This is a genomic window from Burkholderia contaminans (assembly GCF_029633825.1).
GTDB classification, from domain to species: Bacteria; Pseudomonadota; Gammaproteobacteria; order Burkholderiales; family Burkholderiaceae; genus Burkholderia; species Burkholderia contaminans.
In genome coordinates, this window is record NZ_CP090641.1 from 2,463,874 (window position 1) to 2,483,992 (window position 20,119).

General features: G+C 68.8%; 15 protein-coding genes and 1 pseudogene. 10 read left to right on the forward strand and 6 right to left on the reverse strand.

Annotated elements, in window-relative coordinates:
* Positions 1–51 precede the first annotated feature (51 nt).
* Positions 52–2,226, reverse strand: a complete 2,175-nt coding sequence (locus LXE91_RS28765) for a collagen-like triple helix repeat-containing protein (RefSeq protein ID WP_278068139.1) — start codon at positions 2,224–2,226, stop codon at positions 52–54.
* A 358-nt stretch (positions 2,227–2,584) separates the two neighbouring features.
* On the opposite strand from LXE91_RS28765, the gene LXE91_RS28770 reads away from it, so the two are divergent.
* The gene (locus LXE91_RS28770; RefSeq protein WP_039356429.1) at positions 2,585–2,983 is read left to right on the forward strand and encodes a carboxymuconolactone decarboxylase family protein; all 399 of its coding nucleotides are present in this window, start codon (positions 2,585–2,587) and stop codon (positions 2,981–2,983) included.
* Between the two features lie 57 nt (positions 2,984–3,040).
* Here LXE91_RS28770 and LXE91_RS28775 read toward each other — a convergent pair whose 3' ends face one another.
* The 3 genes from LXE91_RS28775 to LXE91_RS28785 are packed head-to-tail and all read right to left on the reverse strand — an operon-like array spanning position 3,041 to position 6,529.
* Positions 3,041–4,024 carry an alpha/beta fold hydrolase gene (locus tag LXE91_RS28775; protein WP_039356432.1) on the reverse strand — a complete coding sequence of 328 codons (984 nt, stop codon included), beginning with the start codon at positions 4,022–4,024 and terminating at the stop codon, positions 3,041–3,043.
* Positions 4,025–4,031: 7 nt separating this feature from the next.
* Positions 4,032–5,606 carry a flavin-containing monooxygenase gene (locus LXE91_RS28780; RefSeq protein ID WP_039356435.1) on the reverse strand — a complete coding sequence of 525 codons (1,575 nt, stop codon included), beginning with the start codon at positions 5,604–5,606 and terminating at the stop codon, positions 4,032–4,034.
* Entirely contained in the window at positions 5,603–6,529 is a 927-nt protein-coding gene (locus LXE91_RS28785; protein WP_039356438.1) for an SDR family NAD(P)-dependent oxidoreductase, read from the reverse strand. The genes LXE91_RS28780 and LXE91_RS28785 overlap by 4 nt, the downstream gene beginning before the upstream one ends.
* A gap of 103 nt (positions 6,530–6,632) precedes the next feature.
* On the opposite strand from LXE91_RS28785, the gene LXE91_RS28790 reads away from it, so the two are divergent.
* The gene (locus tag LXE91_RS28790) at positions 6,633–7,283 is read left to right on the forward strand and encodes a TetR/AcrR family transcriptional regulator (protein WP_223274374.1); all 651 of its coding nucleotides are present in this window, start codon (positions 6,633–6,635) and stop codon (positions 7,281–7,283) included.
* A 312-nt stretch (positions 7,284–7,595) separates the two neighbouring features.
* Here LXE91_RS28790 and LXE91_RS28795 read toward each other — a convergent pair whose 3' ends face one another.
* On the reverse strand, positions 7,596–7,859 hold the full coding sequence (locus LXE91_RS28795) for a fucose-binding lectin (RefSeq protein WP_039356445.1): 264 nt from the start codon (positions 7,857–7,859) through the stop codon (positions 7,596–7,598).
* A 231-nt stretch (positions 7,860–8,090) separates the two neighbouring features.
* Positions 8,091–9,041 (reverse strand): LysR family transcriptional regulator, encoded by a 951-nt coding sequence (locus tag LXE91_RS28800; protein WP_039356448.1) that lies wholly within the window; start codon positions 9,039–9,041, stop codon positions 8,091–8,093.
* Positions 9,042–9,167: 126 nt separating this feature from the next.
* Between LXE91_RS28800 and LXE91_RS28805 the strand changes: the two genes are divergently transcribed.
* From LXE91_RS28805 to LXE91_RS28840, 8 genes and pseudogenes are all read left to right on the forward strand, one after another.
* Positions 9,168–9,812 (forward strand): glutathione S-transferase family protein, encoded by a 645-nt coding sequence (locus LXE91_RS28805; protein ID WP_039356451.1) that lies wholly within the window; start codon positions 9,168–9,170, stop codon positions 9,810–9,812.
* A gap of 36 nt (positions 9,813–9,848) precedes the next feature.
* Positions 9,849–11,969 (forward strand): pyridoxamine 5'-phosphate oxidase family protein, encoded by a 2,121-nt coding sequence (locus LXE91_RS28810; RefSeq protein ID WP_046196696.1) that lies wholly within the window; start codon positions 9,849–9,851, stop codon positions 11,967–11,969.
* 123 nt (positions 11,970–12,092) lie between these two features.
* Positions 12,093–12,296, forward strand: coding sequence for a DUF2970 domain-containing protein (locus tag LXE91_RS28815; protein ID WP_039356454.1), 204 nt, complete (start codon positions 12,093–12,095; stop codon positions 12,294–12,296).
* 578 nt (positions 12,297–12,874) lie between these two features.
* Positions 12,875–15,105 (forward strand): annotated as a pseudogene (locus tag LXE91_RS28820) (TonB-dependent siderophore receptor).
* Positions 15,106–15,164: 59 nt separating this feature from the next.
* A complete protein-coding gene (gene pnuC, locus LXE91_RS28825) occupies positions 15,165–15,797 on the forward strand; it encodes a nicotinamide riboside transporter PnuC (RefSeq protein ID WP_039356458.1) in 633 nt (210 codons plus the stop codon).
* 42 nt (positions 15,798–15,839) lie between these two features.
* Entirely contained in the window at positions 15,840–17,030 is a 1,191-nt protein-coding gene (locus LXE91_RS28830) for a phosphotransferase enzyme family protein (protein ID WP_039356459.1), read from the forward strand.
* A gap of 242 nt (positions 17,031–17,272) precedes the next feature.
* Entirely contained in the window at positions 17,273–18,586 is a 1,314-nt protein-coding gene (locus tag LXE91_RS28835) for a TolC family protein (protein ID WP_039356461.1), read from the forward strand.
* A gap of 34 nt (positions 18,587–18,620) precedes the next feature.
* The gene (locus LXE91_RS28840) at positions 18,621–20,087 is read left to right on the forward strand and encodes an efflux RND transporter periplasmic adaptor subunit (RefSeq protein ID WP_039356464.1); all 1,467 of its coding nucleotides are present in this window, start codon (positions 18,621–18,623) and stop codon (positions 20,085–20,087) included.
* Positions 20,088–20,119: the final 32 nt, after the last annotated feature.

The following is a 20,119-nucleotide window of genomic DNA, read 5'->3' on the forward strand; positions in this document are numbered from 1 at the left end:
TTGTATGGATGCGCGCCCGGCCATTGGCCTGTGGTTCTGTCAGATAAAGCGTTACTTCTTGTTGCCGCCGCCCAGCAATCCGCCCAGGAGGTTCGTCACCGGCGACAGCAGGTTGCCGGCGCCGCCCGCGGCACCACCGTTCGAGCCGCCGGTGAGGCCACCCACCACGGAGCCGCCACCCGCCGGCGTCGTGACCGAGCCGGCCGCACCGCCACCGCCGGGGCTGACCGTGCCGGCGGCGCCCGCGGCGCCTGCCGGCGTCGTGAGCGCACCCGTCACCGTGCCGACCGGGCCGCTCGACAGCAGGCCGCCGAGCGTGCCCGTCACGTTGCCGCCCGGCGTCGTGACCGTGCCGGTGAGGCTGGCGCCGAGCGGCGTCAGCGAGTTGACGAGGTTGGTGACCGGCGCGAGCAGGCCGCCGATACCCGCGCCACCGGTGCCGCTGGTGCCGCCCGTGCCACTCGTTCCGCCGGTACCGCTCGTGCCGCTCGTGCCGCTCGAACCGAGGCCGCCGAGCGCACCCGTCAGCGAGCCGAGCAGGCCCGTGACCGGTCCGAGCGGGCCGCCGCTGCTCGTGCCGCTGGTGCCGCCCGAACCGCTCGAGCTGCCGCCGCCCGGGCCGCCCGTCAGCGTGCCGAGCAGGCCCGTGATCGGGGCGAGCGGGTTGCTGCCGCCCGTGCCGCTGCTGGAGCTGCCCGCGTTGTTGTCGTGGACGAGGCCGCCGGTGGACGTCACCGTGTTGCCGAGCTGCGCCACGACGCCGCCGAGCGCGCCGCCGACCGGGTTGTCGGTCGCGCCGCCGACCTTCGTGCCGGCGCTGGCGAGGCCGTTGCCGAGCGCGCTCAGCAGGCCGTTGAGCGGCGTGCCGAGCAGCGTGACGCCGCCGAGCGTCTGCGTGGCGCCCGGCGTCGTGACCCCGCCGGTCAGCGTGTTCGTGATCGGGTTGATCACCTTGCCGACCTGCGTCTCGAGCTGCTGGACCGGCGAGCTGTTCAGCGCCGTGTTGAGGCCCGACGCGGTCGAGTTGACGGCGCCGCCGACGGTGTTGACGAGATCGCCGACGAGCGTCGTGACCGGCGACAGCGGCGACAGCGGGCCGGAGCCGAGGCTCTTCACCGCGTTGCCGAGGTTGTTGACCGCGCCGCCGGCGCCGGTCAGCAGGCCGGTGGTCGACGTCAGCGTCGGTCCGAGCGGGTTGGCCGACACGCCGATCGAGCCGAGACCGGCCGCGACGCCGTTGCCGAGCGCCTGCACGCCGTTGCCGAGGCTCGTGACCGCGTTGCCGACGCTGGTGGCCGTCGTCGGGTTCGTGCCGGGGATCTGCACGCCGCCGATCTGCGCGCCGCCGGTTGCGACCGTCGTGCCGAGTGCCGTCACGAGGTTGCCGGATTTCTGGAGGACATTGCCGAGGGGGGTGACGCCGGTGCCGGAGGTGCCCGAGGTGCCGGAGGTGCCCGAGGTACCGGAGGTGCCCGAGGTACCGGAGGTGCCCGAGGTACCGGAGGTGCCCGATGTGCCCGACGTGCCCGACGTGCCGGAAGTACCCGACGTGCCGGAGGTACCCGACGTGCCGGAGGTACCCGAGGTGCCGGAGGTGCCCGAGGTACCGGAAGTACCCGACGTGCCGGAAGTACCTGACGTGCCGGAAGTACCTGACGTGCCGGAGGTGCCCGAGGTGCCAGACGTACCGGAAGTGCCCGACGTGCCGGAGGTACCCGAGGTGCCGGAAGTACCCGAGGTGCCGGAAGTACCCGAGGTGCCGGAAGTACCCGAGGTGCCGGAAGTACCCGAGGTGCCGGAAGTACCCGAAGTACCGGAAGTGCCCGACGTGCCGGAAGTACCCGAGGTGCCGGAAGTACCCGACGTACCGGAGGTACCCGACGTGCCGGAGGTACCCGACGTGCCGGAGGTACCCGACGTGCCGGAAGTACCCGACGTACCGGAAGTACCCGACGTACCGGAGGTGCCCGAAGTGCCGGAAGTACCCGAAGTCGTACCCGACGTCCCGGACGAACCCGACGTACCAGAAGACCCCGACGTACCCGAAGACCCCGACGTCCCAGAAGACCCCGACGACCCCGAGGTCCCCGAACTGCCGCCCGACCCGGACGTGCTCGGCTTGATTGTCGGCGGCGTTGTCGGTCCATCGACCGAGCCGCAACCATAGAGTGCGAGCAGCGACGAGACGGCCATCGTTACCGTCGTCTTCTTGAAGAGTTTGTGCATGTTGGCCTCGACATTGGAAGTGTGTCCAAGCCACCACTGCAAATTCCGCGCCACGGCAGTTTTCCCGAAACGGTGTCGCGCTTTATTTCAGAAATCGGGAATATACGTGCGATTTAAACGGAGTACCGGGGCTTTCGCGCGACGGGCACGCAGGGTGCGCAGGCGCGGCGGTTGCGATGTTCCCGCGCGCCGCCGTAACGTGCGGCGTGATGTTACGTAGCGTTCGATATTGCGCGGCACGGGCGCCTCGAACCGAGGGCCGCATCTTTGACGAAACGCGCCGGCCCGATGAACATGGCGCGACATCCCCGGCTGCCGGCGACGCCGCAACGACCACGACTCCACACAGGACACGGACATGAGCGAACAGGACAGGGAATACGGCAAGGCGCGACGCATCGACGTGATGGGCGAGGCGTTCGTCGAGCGTGCGATGCGTGACCTCGACGGTTTTTCGCGGCCGCTGCAGAACTGGCTGAACGAGCACGCGTGGGGCAGCACGTGGCAGCGGGGCGGGATCGACCTGAAGACGCGCAGTTTGTGCACTTGCGCGATGCTGGCGGCGCTTGGCCGCAGCACGGAACTGAAGGGTCACGTTCGCGGTGCGCTCAACAACGGCGCGAGCCTCGTCGAGATCCGCGAGGTGTTGCTGCACAGCGCGCTGTACGCGGGCGCGCCGGCCGCGGTCGAGGCGTTCCGCAGCGCGCGGGAGGTGATCTCGGATCTCGGGCTGTCGCTGCCCGACGACGAAGCCTGATTCCGCCACAGCGCCGGCGGCACGGCACGGAATCAGGCTCTGCTACACGGTTTCGGCTTATGCGATGCGTGCCGACGGCGCGGCAACCTCGGCCGGCGCAGCGGCGACTTCGAGCAACCAGTCGGCGGTGGCCTCCGGAATCGTGACCGGCAGCATGTGCCCGCCCTCGACGACCTTCAGCCGCACGCGCGCCGATTTCTTCGCGAGCGCTTCGCCGTGCTCGCGCCAGTTCAGGATCGGATCGGCACGGCCGTACAGCACGTCGACCGGCAGCGCGAGGTCAGGGTAGCGGCGTTCCATCGCGGGCAGGTCGACCGGTGCCGACAGCAGGTCGGTCGCCGTTGCGTAAAACACGTGCGGGCGCATCCCGAGCAGTCCACCCCCCTTTACCGGGAAGTCGCGCGGCACGTCTTCCGGCGCGAACACCTGGCGCACGGCCTTGCGGCCGGTCAGGATCGTCAGCGGAATCGCGAAGGTCCACGACACGAAGCGGCGCACCAGCGGCGACGGCAGCATCAGCGGCTTGAACGGCGCCGGCGGCTCGCTCTGCTCGTGCGACAGCGGCGCGATCAGCGCGAGGCGGCTCACGCGGTCCGCATGATTGAGGCCGACCGCGAGCGCGATCGCGCCGCCGAGCGAGTGGCCGACCAGCACCGGCTTGTCGAGCTGCAGCGCGTCGATGAACGCGGCGACCGTGCGGGCCTGCGCGAACACGTTCGCCTGCGAACCCGCGCCGCGCAGCGAGCGGCCGGCACCCGGCCGGTCGATGAGGATCACGCGATGCTGCTGCGCGAGCCGCGCGAGCGGCAGGTACGCGAAATTGCGCAGTTGCCCCGCGAGCCCGTGGACGAACACGATCGGCGGCCCGTTGCCGTATTCGACGTAGTGGATGCGGTCGCCGCCGATGTCGACGAAGCGCCCTTCGGGCGGAAACGCGCGCGTCACGCGGCGGGCCACGTAGCCGGTAAACAGCGCGAGCGCGGCGAGCACCGCGACGACGCCGAGCAGCACGTTCTGGATCAGATGGAGCGTATGGGTCATGTCGGCCTCAACGGGTTTCGAGTGCGGGTTCGGCAACCGGCGACGTCGCGGCCGGCCCGGTTTTCGCGCGGCGTTCGAACTGCATCGCCGAATCGGCGAGTCCGCTGAACTTCAGCGATGCGAGATCGAGCACGTAGTTCTGATGGAATTTCCACGGCTTGCTGTGCCCCTGCTTCGGCAGGATGCCGGCCGCGCGCTGGATGTAGCCCGAGCTCAGGTTGACGGCCGGCACGTTGCCGAGGTCGCCGGTGCCTAGCCGCGGCACGCACGTGTCGTAGCCGTTCGCGCGCATGTGGTTGAGCAGCCGGCACACGTAGCGCGCGATCAGCTCGGCCTTCAGCGTCCACGACGCATTCGTGTAGCCGAACGACGACGCGAGGTTCGGCACGTCGCTGTACATCATGCCCTTGTACGACACGGTGTCCGGCAGGTTGACCGCGCGCCCGTCGACGGTGACGCGCGCGCCGCCGAGCATCTTCACCTTCAGACCGGTCGCGGTGACGATCACGTCCGCGTCGAGCTGCTGGCCGCTCTTCAGCTTGAGGCCGGTCGGCGTGAAGCGCTCGATCTCGTCGGTGACGATCGACGCGCGGCCCGAGCGGATCGCCTTGAACAGGTCGCCGTTCGGCACGAGGCACACGCGCTGGTCCCACGGCATGTAGCGCGGCGTCAGGTGCTTCGCGACGTCGAAGCCGGGGCCGACCTGCTTGCTGGCCGCGCGGATAATGAACTGCTTCGTCCGGTCGGGCTTGCGGCGCGACACGTTGTACAGGTACATCGTCAGCAGTACGTTCTTCACGCGCACGAGCCGGTGCGCGAGCCGCGACGGCAGCACGCGGCGCAACGCGTTCGCGATCCTGTCGCGCGCGGGCAGCGACACGATGTAGGTCGGCGAGCGCTGCAGCATCGTCACGTGCTGCGCATCGGCCGCCATCGACGGCACGAGCGTGACGGCCGTCGCGCCGCTGCCGATCACGACCACGCGCCGGTTCGCGTACGACAGGTCCTTCGGCCAGTGCTGCGGATGCACGAGCTTGCCTTCGAACGTGTCCATCCCGGCCCAGTCGGGCAGGTAGCCGGCGTCGTAGTCGTAATAGCCGCTGCACATGAACAGGAAGCGGCAGGTGTAGACGAGCGAGTCGGTCGCACCGTTTCGCGTGCGCTCGATGCGTACCGTCCAGCGCGCGCGGTTCGAGTCCCAGTCGGCTGCCACCACCTTCTGGCCGTAGCGGATCGTCTTGTCGATGCCGTACGCGCGTGCGGTATCGCGGATGTAGTCGAGGATCGTCTGGCCGTCCGAGATCGCCTTGTCGCTGTGCCACGGCCGGAAGCTGTAGCCGAGCGTGAACATGTCGGAATCCGAACGGACGCCCGGATAGCGGAACAGATCCCAGGTGCCGCCGATCGCGTCGCGCGCCTCGACGATCGCGACGCTCGCATACGGGCAGCGCTGCTTCAGGTGATAGGCCGCACCGATGCCGGACAGGCCGGCGCCGACGATCAGCACGTCGAGGTCGTAACTGTCGCCACGGGCGTCGGGGGCGGGCGGCGCGTCGCGCCGGTCGGTCGTCGTCGAGGTCATGCGGGGTCCTTGGTCGGCGTGGTCGGGAGCGCGGCCGGGGCATGCGCGCGTTCTCCCACTGGGACTTCCTTCGGTCGGAGGTTGCGTGCCCGGGCGCGGCGTACGTGGCGCAGCATCAGCCACTGGTAGCCGGCGCCGAGCACGCGCGCGATCCGGTCGAGCCGGCGCGCATCGGCGCCCACGAGCACGCGGCGCGCATTGCGCTCGACACCCGCGAGGATCTGCCGCGCGGCGTCGTCGGCCGTCGTCGCGTTGATCAGGCGGTTGGCCTGGCGGCGATGGGTCGCTTCGTCCTGGCCGGTGAGCGCATGGATGCTGGTATCGACGCGGCCTGCGTCGACGATATTCGTCGCGACGCCGCCCGGATGCACGCAGGTCGCGCTCACCGGCGCACCGTCGAGTTCGAGCTCCATCCGCAGCGCCTCGGTAAAGCCGCGCACCGCGAACTTGGTCGCGTTGTACGCGCTTTGGGTGGGCATCGCGACGAGGCCGAACAGGCTCGACGTGTTGACGATGTGCCCGTCGCCCGACGCGCGCAGATGCGGCAGGAACGCCTGCGTGCCGTGCACGACGCCCCAGAAATTGATGCCGACGATCCATTCGAGATCGGCGATGCGCGCGGTCTCGGCGCTGGCGGCCAGCGACACGCCCGCGTTGTTGAAGACCAGGTTGACCTTGCCGTGCTCGGCCCGCACGAAATCGGCCCACGCGAACACCGCATCGCGGTCGGCGACGTCGAGCCGCCGCGTGCTCACGCGCACGCCGTGCTGCGCGCAGGCGGCCGCCGTGCCGGCGAGCCCGACGTCGTTGACGTCGGCGAGTGCGACCTCGCAGCCGCGCCGCGCGAGCTCGACCGCGAGGCTGCGGCCCATGCCCGAACCGGCGCCCGTGATCGCGGCAACCTTGCCGGAAAACCCCTTCATCCGTCGTTCCTCCCGTTCCGCTTGCGCTGTACCGGCGGCGCATCTATTGTGGTGTTGTTCGTCACCACTTTAGTTTTCGGGTGTCCTGATGTCAAATAGCGGAATGGAGAAAGCACTCGAAACGGAAAAAACGGAAAAAAGGGGCCGGTCGTATGGTGGCGTGGCGCCCGAGGTGCGGGCCGCGGAGCGGCGCGACGCACTGATTCGCGCGGCGACGCGCGTGTTCGGCACGGTCGGATTCCGTAAGGCGACCGTGCGGTCGATCTGCCAGGAAGCGAAGCTGAACGATCGCTATTTCTATGCGGCGTTCGACAGCACCGAGGATTTGCTGCGCTGCACCTACCTGCATCATGCGCAGCAGCTGCACGAAGCGGTCGCGCGGGCGGTGGCCGAGCGCGGCGGCGATCTGCGCGAGAGCGTCGACGCGGGGCTCGCCGCGTTCTTTGCGTTCCTGCGCGACCCGTGCGCGGCGCGCGTGCTGCTGCTCGAGGTGATGGGCGTGAGCGCGGATACCGACATGACCTACCAGCGCATGCTGATCGACTTCGGCAAGCTGATCATGGCGATCGGCGCGCCGCGCGAAGCGGCGACGCCTGCGGAGCGCACCGAGCAGCGGCTGATCGGGCTCGCGCTCGTCGGCGCGATGACGAACGTCGGCGCGGCGTGGCTGCTCACCGACTATCGCGATCCGGAGGCGCAGATGGTCGCGAGTTGCAGGAAGGTGCTGTTGGGGACGTTGCGGGAGGTGGGGTAACCGGAAGGCATCGCGCTTTTGCATGGCCGCCCGGCATTGCCGGTCGAAAATGGAAATAAAACATCAGCTGCACGGCTACCGGAGCCGTGCTGTTTTCTTGCTCGATTTAATCGCCTTTTGCATAAATAAAAAATCGGCGATATTTGGGGGTAAAAAATTTCAAGAAACTGTCATTGTTTTTAATTCTGATTCCATGTGGCGGTGAATTGATCAAAACAACGTGGAGCGAATTAAAAAGCGGCGCAAGGCGAAATCCGGTTCGCATTGCGCCGATCGTGGCGCGAAACCCCCTCGCGCCCCAGGCACGCTCGATCAGGAACCCGTATAGCCGCCCCGGGTCCAGCCGTCGCCATCCCAGCACCACTCGGTCGTCGAGCCGCCGCTGGTCGCGTACACGCGGATGTGGACCGCGCTTCCGGCCAGCCAGCACGTGGCGGACACGTTGTCGCCTGCCTGGTTGAACGCGCCCGTGTACCAGTTCTGGCCGTCGTAGCAGCGTTCGGTGATCTTGTTGCCGTTGGCCGTGTAGACGCGGATCGACGGCGTGGTTCCCCATGAAATTGCGGCGGTTTGCATTTTAGACTCCTTGATTGAATAAATTGGAGAATTGAAACGTTTCGGTAAACGCAAATCATCGTATTACCGGGAATAAGATTAGTAGAAAAATGGGAAAGGCAATGCCTGTTTTTTGGAGATGATAAAGGGCGTATTCGTTTTGAATGAGAAAGCCCGGAGAAAGGATATTGGAGGTGAGTCAATGCGCCTGGATTGCAAGCGGTCGTGCCGGAGGGGGCCGGCTATCCGGAATCAGCTGCTTGTGGGTGGTGCTCGCGTCGCATCCACCCGCGTCCCCGCCGTCTCCCCGATCCTCGCCTTCATCGCGTCGACGAACGCCCGTACTTTCGGCGAAGGCAGCCGCGTCGACGGATATACCGCATGAATCCCGGCCGGCGCCGAGCGCCACGTGGGCAACAACCGCACGAGCCGGCCGGCTGCGACGTCGTCGGCGGTCGAGAAATCCGTCAGCAGCCCGAAGCCGCCGCCCGCTAGCACGATCGCGCGGCACGCGGTGGCGGTGTTCGACACGACCTGCGCGACACAGCGCACGGAAGCGGTGTCGCCTTTCTCGTCTTCGAGTTCGACCGTATGCGGGCGCGGCAGCGTCGACAGCATCACGAACGGCAGCGCGGCGAGCGCATCCGGATCTTGCGGCCGCCCGTGGCGCGCGACGAACGCGGGGCTCGCCACCAGCCATTTCTCGTACGTGCCGAGCTGCACCGCCCGATAGTTCGAATCGGCGAGGCGGCCGATGCGGATCGCGACGTCGAGGTTGTCCGCGACGAGATCGACCACGCGGTCGTTCGCGACGAGTTCGACGTCGAGCCCCGGATGCCGGTCGCGCAACGCGACCACGGCAGGCGCGACCACCAGCGCGCCGTAGTCGATCGGCACGCTCACGCGCAGCGTGCCCCGCAGCGGCCCCGCATCGGACGACACCGCGTCGAGCGCGCTTTCGGCGGCGCGCACGATGTCGCGGCACGCGTCGTAGAACGCCCGCCCCGCATCGGTCACGCTCAGCCGCCGCGTGGTGCGCACCAGCAGGTTCGCGCCGACCTCGGATTCGAGGCGCTGCATGTGCGTGCTGACGACCGTCTTCGCCAGGCCGAGCCGCTCGGCCGCGGCTGTCAGCGAGCCGGCGTCGACCACCGCGACGAAGATCGCCAGCCGGTTCAGGTTCACGTCGCGCAGATCGGCCATCGTCGATTGTCCTATGGGAAAGGATAATGTTTCCGCGATTATCCGTCTTCTGGTGACGAACGGCGAGCGTTACGCTGCAGTCGTTCGTCGCCGATCCCCGGCGGCGCGAGAGTCAGGAGCGTTTCCATGTCTGCCGCCAACAAGCCTGCTTCACCGATTCGTGTCTATTCATTCCTGCTCTCGGGGCACGCCCATCGCGTCCGGTTGTTCGTGTCGCTGCTCGGCCTGCCGTCCGAAACCGTCGATGTCGATCTGGCGGCCGGCGCGCAGCACGAACCGGCGTTCCTCGCGCTCAATCCGCTCGGGCAGGTGCCCGTGATCGACGACGGCGGCACGGTGATCGCCGATTCGAACGCAATCCTCGTGTATCTCGCGAAGCGCTACGGCGACGCGCACTGGCTGCCCGACGATCCGGCTGGCGCGGCGCTCGTGCAGCGCTGGCTGTCGTATGCGGCGGGGCCGATCGCATCAGGGCCGGCTGCCGCGCGGCTCGTGACCGTATTCGGCGCGAAGCTCGACCAGGAGGCCGCCAAGCGCACGGCCGCGAAGGTGCTCGACGTGATCGACCGCGAGCTGGCCGGCAAGCCGTTCGCGGCCGGCGCGCAGCCGACGATCGCCGATATCGCCGCTTACTCGTACATCGCGCATGCGCCGGAGGGCGGCGTGTCGCTCGAACCGTATCCGCACGTGCGTGCGTGGCTCGCGCGCATCGAGGCGCTGCCGGGCTTCGTCGCGATGCCGACGACGCGCGCGGGCCTGCTCGCCGCGTAACGCCCACCGAAGCCGGGCCTGCCCAGGGAGAACGTGATGAACACCCCGACCGCCATCGTACCGGGCTGGGAACTCGACACTGCGCCGTTTCACGCGGGCGAGCTCGCCGTGCAGCAGCGCGCGGGCGTGACGGAGGCCGCGGGTTCGGCCGGCCGGCGCGGGATCCGGCGCTTCATGCCGGACCAGCATCGGGCGTTTTTCGCGCAACTGCCGTTCTTCGTGCTCGGCGGCGTCGATGCGCACGGCCAGCCGTGGGCGACGCTGCGGGCCGGCGCGCCGGGGTTCGTGACGTCGTCCGACGCGCGCACGCTGCGCATCGCGGCGCGCGCGCTGCCGGGCGATCCGCTGGCCGGCGCGTGGCAGCCGGGTGCGCCGCTCGGCGGGCTCGGGATTGAATTCGATACGCGGCGGCGCAATCGCGTCAATGGCGTCGTGCGCGCGGTGGATGGCGATGCGCTGACGATCGCGGTCGAGCAGAGCTTCGGCAACTGTGCGAAGTACATCCAGGGGCGCAAGCCGACGTTCGTCGCGCGGGAAGCCGATGCGTTTGCCGAGCCGGACGTGTCGGATGCGTTGAACGACGCCGATCGCGCGCTGCTGGCCCAGGCCGATACGTTCTTCGTCGCGAGCGCGAACACGTCGGCGGACGCGGGCGCCGCGCGCGGCGCGGACGTGTCGCATCGCGGCGGGATGCCGGGCTTCGTGCGTGTCGACGATGCACGCACGCTGACGACGCCGGATTTCAGCGGCAACCGCTTCTTCAACACGCTCGGCAATCTGCAGCACGATCCGCGTGCGGGGCTGCTGTTCGTCGATTTCGACAACGGCGACCTGCTGTACGTGGCCGCGCGCGCCGAGATCGTGTGGGACGGGCCGCTCGTCGCGTCGTTCGATGGCGCGCAGCGCGTCGTGCGGTTCCATGTGCGGGAGGTGCGGCGCATGCGCGCGGTACTGCCGTTCCGGTGGTCGGCGGTCGAACGTGCGCCGCAGTTCGCGGCGATGGCGGCAGGTGCGGGCTCAAATGCAGCCGCAGGGGCAGGCGTGGTGGTATCGTCCGCATCCGCATCCGCATCCGCATCCGCATCCGCATCCGCATCCGCATCCGCATTGCCGACCGCATCGACGTCGGCACCCGCATGGCGCTCACTGCGCGTTGTGAAGATCGTCGACGAAGCGCGCGCGATCCGCTCGTTCCATTTCGAGTCGGCCGACGGCGGCCCGTTGCCTGCCTACGAAGCCGGGCAGCACCTGACGCTGCGCATCCCGCTGCCGGGCAGCGATGCGCCGGCGATCCGCAGCTACACGCTCTCCGATGCGCCGGGCGGCGCGCACTATCGAATCACCGTGAAGCGCGAAGGGCGCGTCTCGGCGTGGCTGCACGATTACGCGCACGCGGGCATGACGCTCGACGCGCAGATGCCGCGCGGCCGCTTCTCGTTCGATCTCGCGAGCCCGCGCCCGGCCGTGCTCGTGTCGGCCGGTATCGGCATCACGCCGATGATCGCGATGCTGCGCCGTGCGCTGGCCGACGCGCCATCTTCGCGCCGCGTGGTGTTCGTACACGGTGCGCGTGAAGCAGCCGATCGACCGTTCGCCGAGGAACTGGCACGCGCCGCGGCGACCGACGCGCGCCTGTCGCTTCACTGGTTCGACAGTCATCCTCACGAAGGCTCGGCAGCGCATGCCGGCCGCATCGACGTCGCGCAGCTGAAGCGGATCCTTTCGTTCGACGATTACGATTTCTACCTCTGCGGGCCGTCGGCGTTCATGCGCGACTTGTACGACGGATTGCGCGCGCTGAACGTGTCGGACGAACGCATCCGTTTCGAGGCGTTCGGGCCGTCGAGCGTGGCACGCAGCGCGACCCGCACGTCTGCCACGCCGGCGGCGGCGAGCGTGCCGGTCGTCTTCCGGCGCACCGGCCGCGAAGCCGCGTGGACGCCCGCCGACGGCTCTTTGCTCGAATTCGCGGAAGGGCAGCGCGTGGACGTGCCGTCCGAATGCCGTTCCGGGTCGTGCGGCACGTGCGCGACGCGCGTGCTGTCCGGCGCGGTCGACTACGAGCAGGCACCCGATGCACAGGTCGAACCCGGTTGCGCGCTGCTATGCGTCGCGCGGCCCGCGAAGGGGACGGAACCGCTCGTGCTCGACTGCTGACGCACGCATGCGACATGCCGCCGCAGACGGCCTGCTGCGCGAAATGCGCGCGCAACTGCTTCTTTTTTCGGATGCCGGTTGGATCGACGATAGCGTCAACCGATAGATGAAAGGAGCGCAATCATGAAACTGCTCGGCATGATCAAACTGGTCCTGTGGAGTTTCTTCGGCGTACGCAACAGCAAGGCGCACGCGGCCGATCTCGCCAACGTCAACTTCACGCTGCTGCCGTTCGTGGCGATCATCCTCGCGTTGCTCGTCGGCGCGGTCATCTACGGCGTCGTGCACCTGGTCGTCGATCCGACCGTGACGATGCAGGGGTTCTGAGCAGACGGCCGATGAATCGCGAGCGGGCGAACGTTCCCGCTCAGGTTGCCGGCCGTATGACCGGCGCCTAACGGCGCGTAATGGCGCCGCTCATTGAAGCGGGCGCGCACGACGCAAGTCACGCGCCCATCGGCACCGTCGTCGTGCCGCGCGAATCGCGCTCCTCCCATTCCCGCCTTCCCCGCCCCCGTTTCGCCCGATTTCCGGGCGGTCTGCCCCGCCCGGGGTAAAATGCGCGCCGCGCCGCGATGTCGCGCGCGACGGGCACGCCGCCGTTCCAGCGAACGGTGCGCGCCAATGCGTCGCGCCCGCACCGAGGCGTTCGAAGCGTCCCCCCGCATGACAAGACTGCGCGATGCAGCCGGCCGCCCGATACGCCCCCGACGAACCCGTCGACGGCCGCGTCGGTGCCCGGTGCGTCACCTGAATCCGATGTCCCATCCTGCGCCTTCCCGACCGAGCGGCCCGCGTGCGTGCCGCGTCGTCCGGTTCGTCTGATGAATGTCGCGCGCGGGCACGCTTCGCAGCTTCGTAACGGGTTTCGACAGGGTCGAGTGGCGAGTTTTCCATCCAGAACAATGACGGTGAATAGAACAACAGCGTCGCCCGCACGGCGGCGGCGCGCGAAGGTCGGGCTTGGCGTCGGTCTCGGCATCACGCTTTTCGCGGCCCAGGCCGCCGCGGCGCAGGGCGACACGCCGGCGCCGGACTCGGGGCGGCCGGCAGCGCGACGCTGCCGACGATCACGGTGAGCGGCGAGCGCGGCAATGCGCTGCGCGTACGCAACGCGTCGGTCGCGGGGCTCGACGACACGCCGCTGCGCGACACGCCGGCGTCGGTGAGCGTCGTCACGCGCGCGCAACTCGACGACCAGCAGGCGAAGCGGTTGAGCGACGTCGTGCGCAATGATGCGTCGGTCGTCAACGACTATGCGCCGGTCGGTTATTTCGAGGGCTTTGCGATCCGCGGCTTCCCGGTCGATCTCGCGAGCGCGATCCGGATCGACGGGCTGACGGTGTCCGGCGAGCAGAACGTGCCGCTCGAGAACAAGGAGCGCGTCGAGATCCTGAAGGGGCTTGCCGGCATCGACAGCGGCGTCGTCGCGCCGGGCGGCGTGATCAACTTCGTGACGAAGCGCTCGGCGAACGTTGCGAGCGTGACGGGTGGCGTCGACAGCCGCGGCTCGACGTCGGCGGCCGTCGATCTCGGCCGCCGCTTCGGCCCCGACAATCAGTTCGGCTTCCGGATCAATGCCGCGAAGGAGAACATGCACTCGTACATCGACGGCACGAACGGGCGGCGCACGTTCGGCTCGATCGCCGCCGACTGGGACATCAGCCCGCGTGCGAGCTTGCAGCTCAACGCCGAATTCCAGCAGTGGATCCAGCGTTCCGCCCCCGGCTATCAGCTGCTCGGCGGCACCGTCGTGCCGTCGGTCAAGACGACGTCGAAGGCGCTCGGCACGCAGCCGTGGGCGAAACCGGTGACGACCGACGCGCTGAACCTGAACGCGCGCTTCGACTACCAGTTCAACGACGACTGGAAGGCCTATATCGCCGCCGGCCGCAGCCGCACGATGATCGACGACAACAGCGCGTTCGCGTACGGCTGCTCGTACGCGGCGAGCTGCACGGCCGGTGCGACGTCGCCGTTCTTCTTCGGCGCGAACGGCGACTACGACGTGTACGACTTTCGCAGCCCCGGCGAATATCGTCGCAACGACGACCTGCGTGCGGTCACGACCGGCAAGTTCGCCACGGGCCCGCTGCGGCACGAGCTGACGCTCGGCGTGAGCGTGCAGCGCCGCGTCGTGAGCATGGCCGACGCCGTGTACGACTACGTGGGCAGCGAGAACATCTACGGGCCCGACACGACGTTCTCGCCGTCGCCGAATTCGCCCGGCCCGTCGTATCCGCGCCTCGATGCGTGGCAGTACGGCGTGTTCGGGCTCGACCGCATCAGTATCGGCGAACACTGGCAGGTGCTCGCGGGCGGCAAGGAGGTGCTGCTGCGCCAGCGCAGCTGGAGCAGCCTCGACGGCGACGCGACGCATACCGACCGCTCGGTGTTCCTGCCGCAGGTGGCGCTCGTCTACAAGCCGGTGAACGTGCTGTCGCTATACGCGTCGTACAGCAAGGCGCTGTCGCTCGGAGACCAGGCGCCCGTGCGTGCGACCAACGCGTATGCGTTCCTGCCGCCGGTCGAATCGCACCAGTTCGAGGTCGGCGCAAAATACGACTGGCTCGACCGGCTGAGCCTCACGGCCGCAGTGTTCTCGATCAGCAAGCCGTTCCAGTTCGCCGACCCGGACGCATCGGGCACGAGCTACACGTTCGTGCAGCGCGGCACGCAGCGGCACCAGGGAATCGAGCTCGGCGCGGCCGGGCGCGTGACCGAGCGCCTGGGGCTGACGGCCAGCGTCGCGGCGATTCGTGCGCGTGCGTATGATTCCGGATCGCCGGCATACGAAGGGCACCAGATCATTAACGTGCCGGCGCTGCGCGCGACGGTGTATGCGGATTACGCGGTGCCGGGCGTCGCGGGGCTGAACGTGCTGGGCGGCGTCGAATACAGCGCGGCCCGCAATGCGAACGAGGAGGGCACCGCGCGCGTGCCGTCGTGGTTCGTGTTCAATCTCGGCGCGCGCTATACGACGAAGATCGGCGGCCATCGCACGGTGCTGCGCGTGTCGGTGGACAACCTGTTCAACAAGTTCTACTGGCGCGACGCGGGCGAGCAGCAGGGCGATGCGTACCTGTTCCCGGGTGCGCCGCGCACTGCGCGCGTGTCGTTGACCTATGATTTCTGATCGTCCGGAACCGGCCGCGTGATGTGCGGCCCCGGCGGCTAACCTGGAGAGCACAGACGATGTCCCCACTCGAAATCGCCGGCGTGATCGTCAGCGCGCTCGCGATCTGGCTGACCGCGAAGCGGCGCATGCTGTGCTGGCCGGTCGGGCTCGTGTCGGTCGCGCTGTACGGCTGGATCTTCTTCGACGCGAAGCTGTATTCGGACATGCTGCTGCAGGGTGCGTTCGCGGTGCTGCAGGTGTACGGCTGGCAGCGCTGGCTCGCGCAGCGTGCGAGCGAGGCCGATGGCGGCGCGGCACCGGCGGGGGATGTCGCACCCGTCACGGGCGTTCGGCCGATGCAGATGCTGCCCGACCTGATCGCGGCCGTCGTCGGCAGCGCGCTGCTCGGCGGCATGATGGCGCGCTGGACCGATGCGGCACTGCCGTTCGTCGATGCATCGCTGACCGCGTTCAGCCTCGTCGCGCAATACTGGACCGCGCGGCGCTACATCGCGTCGTGGGGGCTGTGGATCGTCGTGAACGTCGTGTACGTCGGGATGTTCGTGTTCAAGGAACTGTATCTGACGGCCGGACTCTATGCGCTGTTCATCGGGCTGGCCGTCGTCGGCTGGCGCGACTGGAGCCGCACGGCCGCGGCGCTGCGCGCGGCGGCCGGCGGTGCGCTGGCAACAGGCGGCGGCGCGCGCTGATTCACGCGCCGATTCGGATTCAACCACGGAGCAACGTCGTTCATGTCATTCCCACTCGAGCCGGACGGATCCCTGTCGCGTGACGTCGCGCCGCCGCAATTCGGTGTCGACGGCGAACAGGCCGAGCGCGACTGGCCGCTGATGACACACGACGAGGTGGCGGCGGTGCTCGCACGGATCGACGGCGCCGGCGAGCCGGCGCGGCTCACATGGCACAGCCCGCGGCAGTTCGCGGCGGCCGTCCTGGTCCAGATGACGGACGGGCGCGGGCTGTTCGTCAAGCGTCATCACGTGAGCCTGCGCGATGTGGAAGGGCTCGAGGAAGAGCATCGCTTCATCGCGCATCTTCGCGAACGCGGGATGCCCGTGGTGGATATTCTTGCCGACCGCGACGGCGCGACCGCATTCGCGTCCGGCGACTGGACCTACGAGGTGCACGTGCGCGCGCCCGGCGTCGACCCGTATCGCGGCGTGATGTCGTGGCAGCCGTTCACGCATGCTTCGCACGCGTACGCGGCCGGCCGCGCGCTAGCGGAGCTGCATCGCGCGTCGGCCGGCTACGATGCGCCGGCGCGGCCCGTGCGGACCCTGCTGTCGAGCTTTCGCGTGCTGTCGTCCGCCGATCTGGCGGGCGCGCTCGAACGCTGGGTCGACGCGCAGCCGCTGCTCGTGCGCGCGCTCGGTGCACGCGACTGGCGCGGCGACGTGGCCGACGCGATCGGCCCGTATCACGCACGCCTCGTTCCGTTGCTGCCCGCGCTTACGCCGTTGTGGACACACGGCGACTGGCATGCGTCGAACCTGTTGTGGACCGAGGCAGGACCTGGCGCGCAGGTGCGGACCGTACTCGATTTCGGGCTGTCGGATCGCACCTGTGCGGTGATGGATCTCGCACTCGCGATCGAGCGCAATACGGTCGACTGGATGGCGCCGGCCGATGCGCGGCGCGTCGAATACGCGCAGATCGACGCGTTGCTCGACGGCTACGAATCGCTCGAACCGCTGAGCGACGAAGCCTACGCGGCGCTGGTCGCGCTGCTGCCGATCGTGCATACGGAGTTCGCGCTGGCGGAAGTCGCTTATTTCGGCTGCATCATCGATGCGCCCGCCATTGTCGACATCGCGTACGACGGCTACCTGATCGGTCACGCTCGCTGGTTCGGCGAGCGCGACGGGCGGCAATTGCTTGACTGGCTCGTGCAGCGACGGCGCGCGAAGCAAGGGGCTGCCTGATTCGCCGGCGGAGAATCGCTGCCACATGTGCCGATTATCCGTGTCACTGTCGTCCTTCGTGCGGCCATCGCGCCGCACATCCATCGAATCCCCCTGATCGCCGACGCGGGGCATGGCTCCCGCAGGGTGTCGCACGCATGCGCGCGGCTGCACCCAACATGACGGAAATATCATCTTCGCCTCATGTTCGCACTGCGGCCGGACCGTAGCATCGGTCGCGAACCGTTACCGCAGAACCGAACATGCTCAAGCTCAACCTCGCCGTGGCCATCGTCTTCGCGATGGCCGCGACGGCTCATGCGCAGCCGTCGCTGTCGCCGGGGCCGGCCCCGGCTGCCTCCGGCAGCGCCGCGCCGATCGGCGCACCGCCCCCCGACACGCTCCCTTCCCCCTCGTTGACGCTTGCCGATGCGCTATCGGTCGCGGCCCGGAACAATCCGGCGCTGCGCGGCGCCCGCGCGGACGTCGATGCGTCGGCCGGCGCACTGATGCAGGCCGGTGCGCGTCCCAATCCCGAAGTGTCGTTCCTGCAGGAAGGATTTCGTCGCGCCGAGCGCACGTCGACCGCGCTGATCAACCAGACGATCGAACTCGGCGGCAAGCGCAGCGCGCGGCTCGATGTCGCGTCGTACGGCAGGGAAGCGGCGAATGCATCGCTCGACGAGCAGGGCGCCGTCGTGCGCGCCGACGTGATCGCCGCGTTCTACGGGCTGCTCGCCGCGCAGCGCCAGCTTCAGGTGACCGAGGAATCGGCCGCGATCGCCGCGCGCTCCGCGGATCTCGCGAGCCGCCGCGCACAGGCCGGCAAGGTGTCGCCGGTCGAGGCGACCAAGGCGCAGGTGGCGGCGGCCGGCGTGCAGATCGAAGTCGTGACCGCGCGTGGCCGTGTCGAGGTTGCGCGCGAGAAGCTGAACGCGGTGATGGGCGAAGCACGCGACGGCCTGCTGGCGGTGCAGGGCGACCTCGAAGCCGTGCCGCCGGTCGAGCCGCTGTCCGCGCTGACCGCGCAGCTCGACGATTCTCCGCTTGCCCGGATCGCACGCGCCGAGATGCTGCGCTCGAACGCGGCCGTGTCGCTCGAACGCGCGCGGCGCATTCCGGACGTGACGATCAGTGCCGGCGTGAAACGCGTGACCACGGGCGGCGTGCCGGACAACCAGGCGGTGGTCGGCGTGTCGATCCCGATTCCGCTGTTCAACACGAACAAGGGCGCGCTGCTCGAGGCGACGCACAAGGCCGCGCGCGCGAATGCCGATCTCGATCGCGAACGCACGCGCCTGCGGCTGGACCTCACGCAGGCGTACGCGAATTTCGAAGCCGCCGCGCAGGAAGCGCAGCGGCTGAAGGCCGACATCCTGCCGGCCGCGCGTCTCGCGCTCGACGCGATGTCGCGCGGCTACGAGCTCGGGAAGTTCAGCTTCCTCGACGTGCTCGACGCGCAGCGCACGCTGTTCCAGGGCCAGTCGCAATACGTGCGCGCGCTCGCCGATGCCCATACGGCCCGCGCCGACATCGGCCGGCTCGTCGGCACGCCGCTCGCACCGGTCGCGCAATAGCGCAACGGACGCCACTCTTACCTGAAGGATCACCATGTCACGCAGCAGAATCCTGATCATCGCGGCGGTCGTGCTCGGCAGTGCCGGGATCGTCATCGGCGCACTCGGCGTCACACGCAACAGCGGCGGCGACGGTGCGGCCGCGGCCGAAGCCGCTTCATCCGCTGAAGCCGCCGGCGAGCGCGGCGGTGTCGTGCTCAAGCGCGGCAAGCTGTCCGTCGAAATCGTGATGACGGAGAAGCCCGGCGACGCGCGCCTCATCGTCTATCCGTTCGTCGACGGCAAGCCGGCCGACAAGGGCGTCATCGTGTCCGGCACGCTGGTTCGCTACGACCGCACGCACGAGCCGTTGCGTTTCGACGCGGCCGGCCAGAAGTTCGTATCCGCGCAGTCGATCGGCAAGCCGCACGTGTTCGACGCGACGATCGACGTGAAGGCGGGCAACGAATCGGCGTCGTTCCCGTTCGCCCGCGCCGACGGCGCGATCGCGCTGACCGACGCGCAGCTCGCGGCTTCGAAGATCGCGCTGGCGAAGGCCGGCCCAGCACAGATCGCGACGCCGTTCCAGTTGCCGGGCGAGATCAAGTTCAACGAGGATCGCACCGCGCACGTGGTGCCGCGCGTGGCCGGCATCGTCGAGCAGGTGTCGGTGTCGCTCGGGCAGAACGTTGCGAAGGGCCAGGTGCTGGCCGTGATCGCGAGCACCGATCTCGCCGACCGGCGCAGCGAGCTGCTGACGGCCGAGCGCCGGCTGTCGGGTGCTCGCGCGACCTACGAGCGCGAGCGCACGCTGTGGAAGGAGCGCATCTCGGCCGAGCAGGACTACCAGCAGGCGCAGGTGCAGTTGCGTGAAGCCGAGATCGCCGTGCAGAACGCGCGGCAGAAGCTCGCCGCGCTGAACGCGCCGGTCGGCGCGGGCGCGCTGAACCGCTACGAACTGCGCGCGCCGTTCGCCGGCACGATCGTCGAGAAGCATGCGACGCCGGGCGAAGCGATCGCCGCCGATGCGAGCATGTTCGTGATCTCCGACCTGTCGACGGTATGGGCCGAGATGGCCGTGCCGGCGCAGCGATTGAACGACGTGCGGGTCGGCCGCGACGCGACGGTCATCGCAACCGCGTTCGAATCGCGTTCGAGCGGCCCGATCGCGTACGTGGGGTCGCTGCTCGGCGAGCAGACGCGCACCGCGCCGGCGCGCGTCGTGCTGCCGAACCCGGACGGCGTGTGGCGGCCCGGGATGTTCGTGAACGTGTCGGTCGATGCGGGCAAGCAGGGCGTGCCGCTCGCGGTCGCGAGCGACGCGCTGCAGGACGTCGACGGCGCACCGTCCGTCTTCGTGCGCTCGTCGAAGGGTTTCGTCGCGCAGGCCGTCGAAACGGGCCGGCGCGACGAACGTGCGACCGAAGTGCTGAAGGGGCTCAAGCCGGGCCAGGAATACGCGGCGTCGAACAGCTTCGTGCTGAAGGCCGAGCTCGGCAAGGGGAGCGCGGAACATGAATGAGCGATACGTGTGTGCCGTGGCACGCCTCGCGG

What these genes read in the sequence shown, in the direction of transcription:
- LXE91_RS28765 (WP_278068139.1), bottom strand. Translation starts at nt 2,226, where the DNA reads ATGCACAAACTCTTCAAGAAGACGACGGTAACGATGGCCGTCTCGTCG.
- LXE91_RS28770 (WP_039356429.1), top strand. Translation starts at nt 2,585, where the DNA reads ATGAGCGAACAGGACAGGGAATACGGCAAGGCGCGACGCATCGACGTG.
- LXE91_RS28775 (WP_039356432.1), bottom strand. Translation starts at nt 4,024, where the DNA reads ATGACCCATACGCTCCATCTGATCCAGAACGTGCTGCTCGGCGTCGTC.
- LXE91_RS28780 (WP_039356435.1), bottom strand. Translation starts at nt 5,606, where the DNA reads ATGACCTCGACGACGACCGACCGGCGCGACGCGCCGCCCGCCCCCGAC.
- LXE91_RS28785 (WP_039356438.1), bottom strand. Translation starts at nt 6,529, where the DNA reads ATGAAGGGGTTTTCCGGCAAGGTTGCCGCGATCACGGGCGCCGGTTCG.
- LXE91_RS28790 (WP_223274374.1), top strand. Translation starts at nt 6,633, where the DNA reads ATGGAGAAAGCACTCGAAACGGAAAAAACGGAAAAAAGGGGCCGGTCG.
- LXE91_RS28795 (WP_039356445.1), bottom strand. Translation starts at nt 7,859, where the DNA reads ATGCAAACCGCCGCAATTTCATGGGGAACCACGCCGTCGATCCGCGTC.
- LXE91_RS28800 (WP_039356448.1), bottom strand. Translation starts at nt 9,041, where the DNA reads ATGGCCGATCTGCGCGACGTGAACCTGAACCGGCTGGCGATCTTCGTC.
- LXE91_RS28805 (WP_039356451.1), top strand. Translation starts at nt 9,168, where the DNA reads ATGTCTGCCGCCAACAAGCCTGCTTCACCGATTCGTGTCTATTCATTC.
- LXE91_RS28810 (WP_046196696.1), top strand. Translation starts at nt 9,849, where the DNA reads ATGAACACCCCGACCGCCATCGTACCGGGCTGGGAACTCGACACTGCG.
- LXE91_RS28815 (WP_039356454.1), top strand. Translation starts at nt 12,093, where the DNA reads ATGAAACTGCTCGGCATGATCAAACTGGTCCTGTGGAGTTTCTTCGGC.
- pnuC (WP_039356458.1), top strand. Translation starts at nt 15,165, where the DNA reads ATGTCCCCACTCGAAATCGCCGGCGTGATCGTCAGCGCGCTCGCGATC.
- LXE91_RS28830 (WP_039356459.1), top strand. Translation starts at nt 15,840, where the DNA reads ATGTCATTCCCACTCGAGCCGGACGGATCCCTGTCGCGTGACGTCGCG.
- LXE91_RS28835 (WP_039356461.1), top strand. Translation starts at nt 17,273, where the DNA reads ATGCTCAAGCTCAACCTCGCCGTGGCCATCGTCTTCGCGATGGCCGCG.
- LXE91_RS28840 (WP_039356464.1), top strand. Translation starts at nt 18,621, where the DNA reads ATGTCACGCAGCAGAATCCTGATCATCGCGGCGGTCGTGCTCGGCAGT.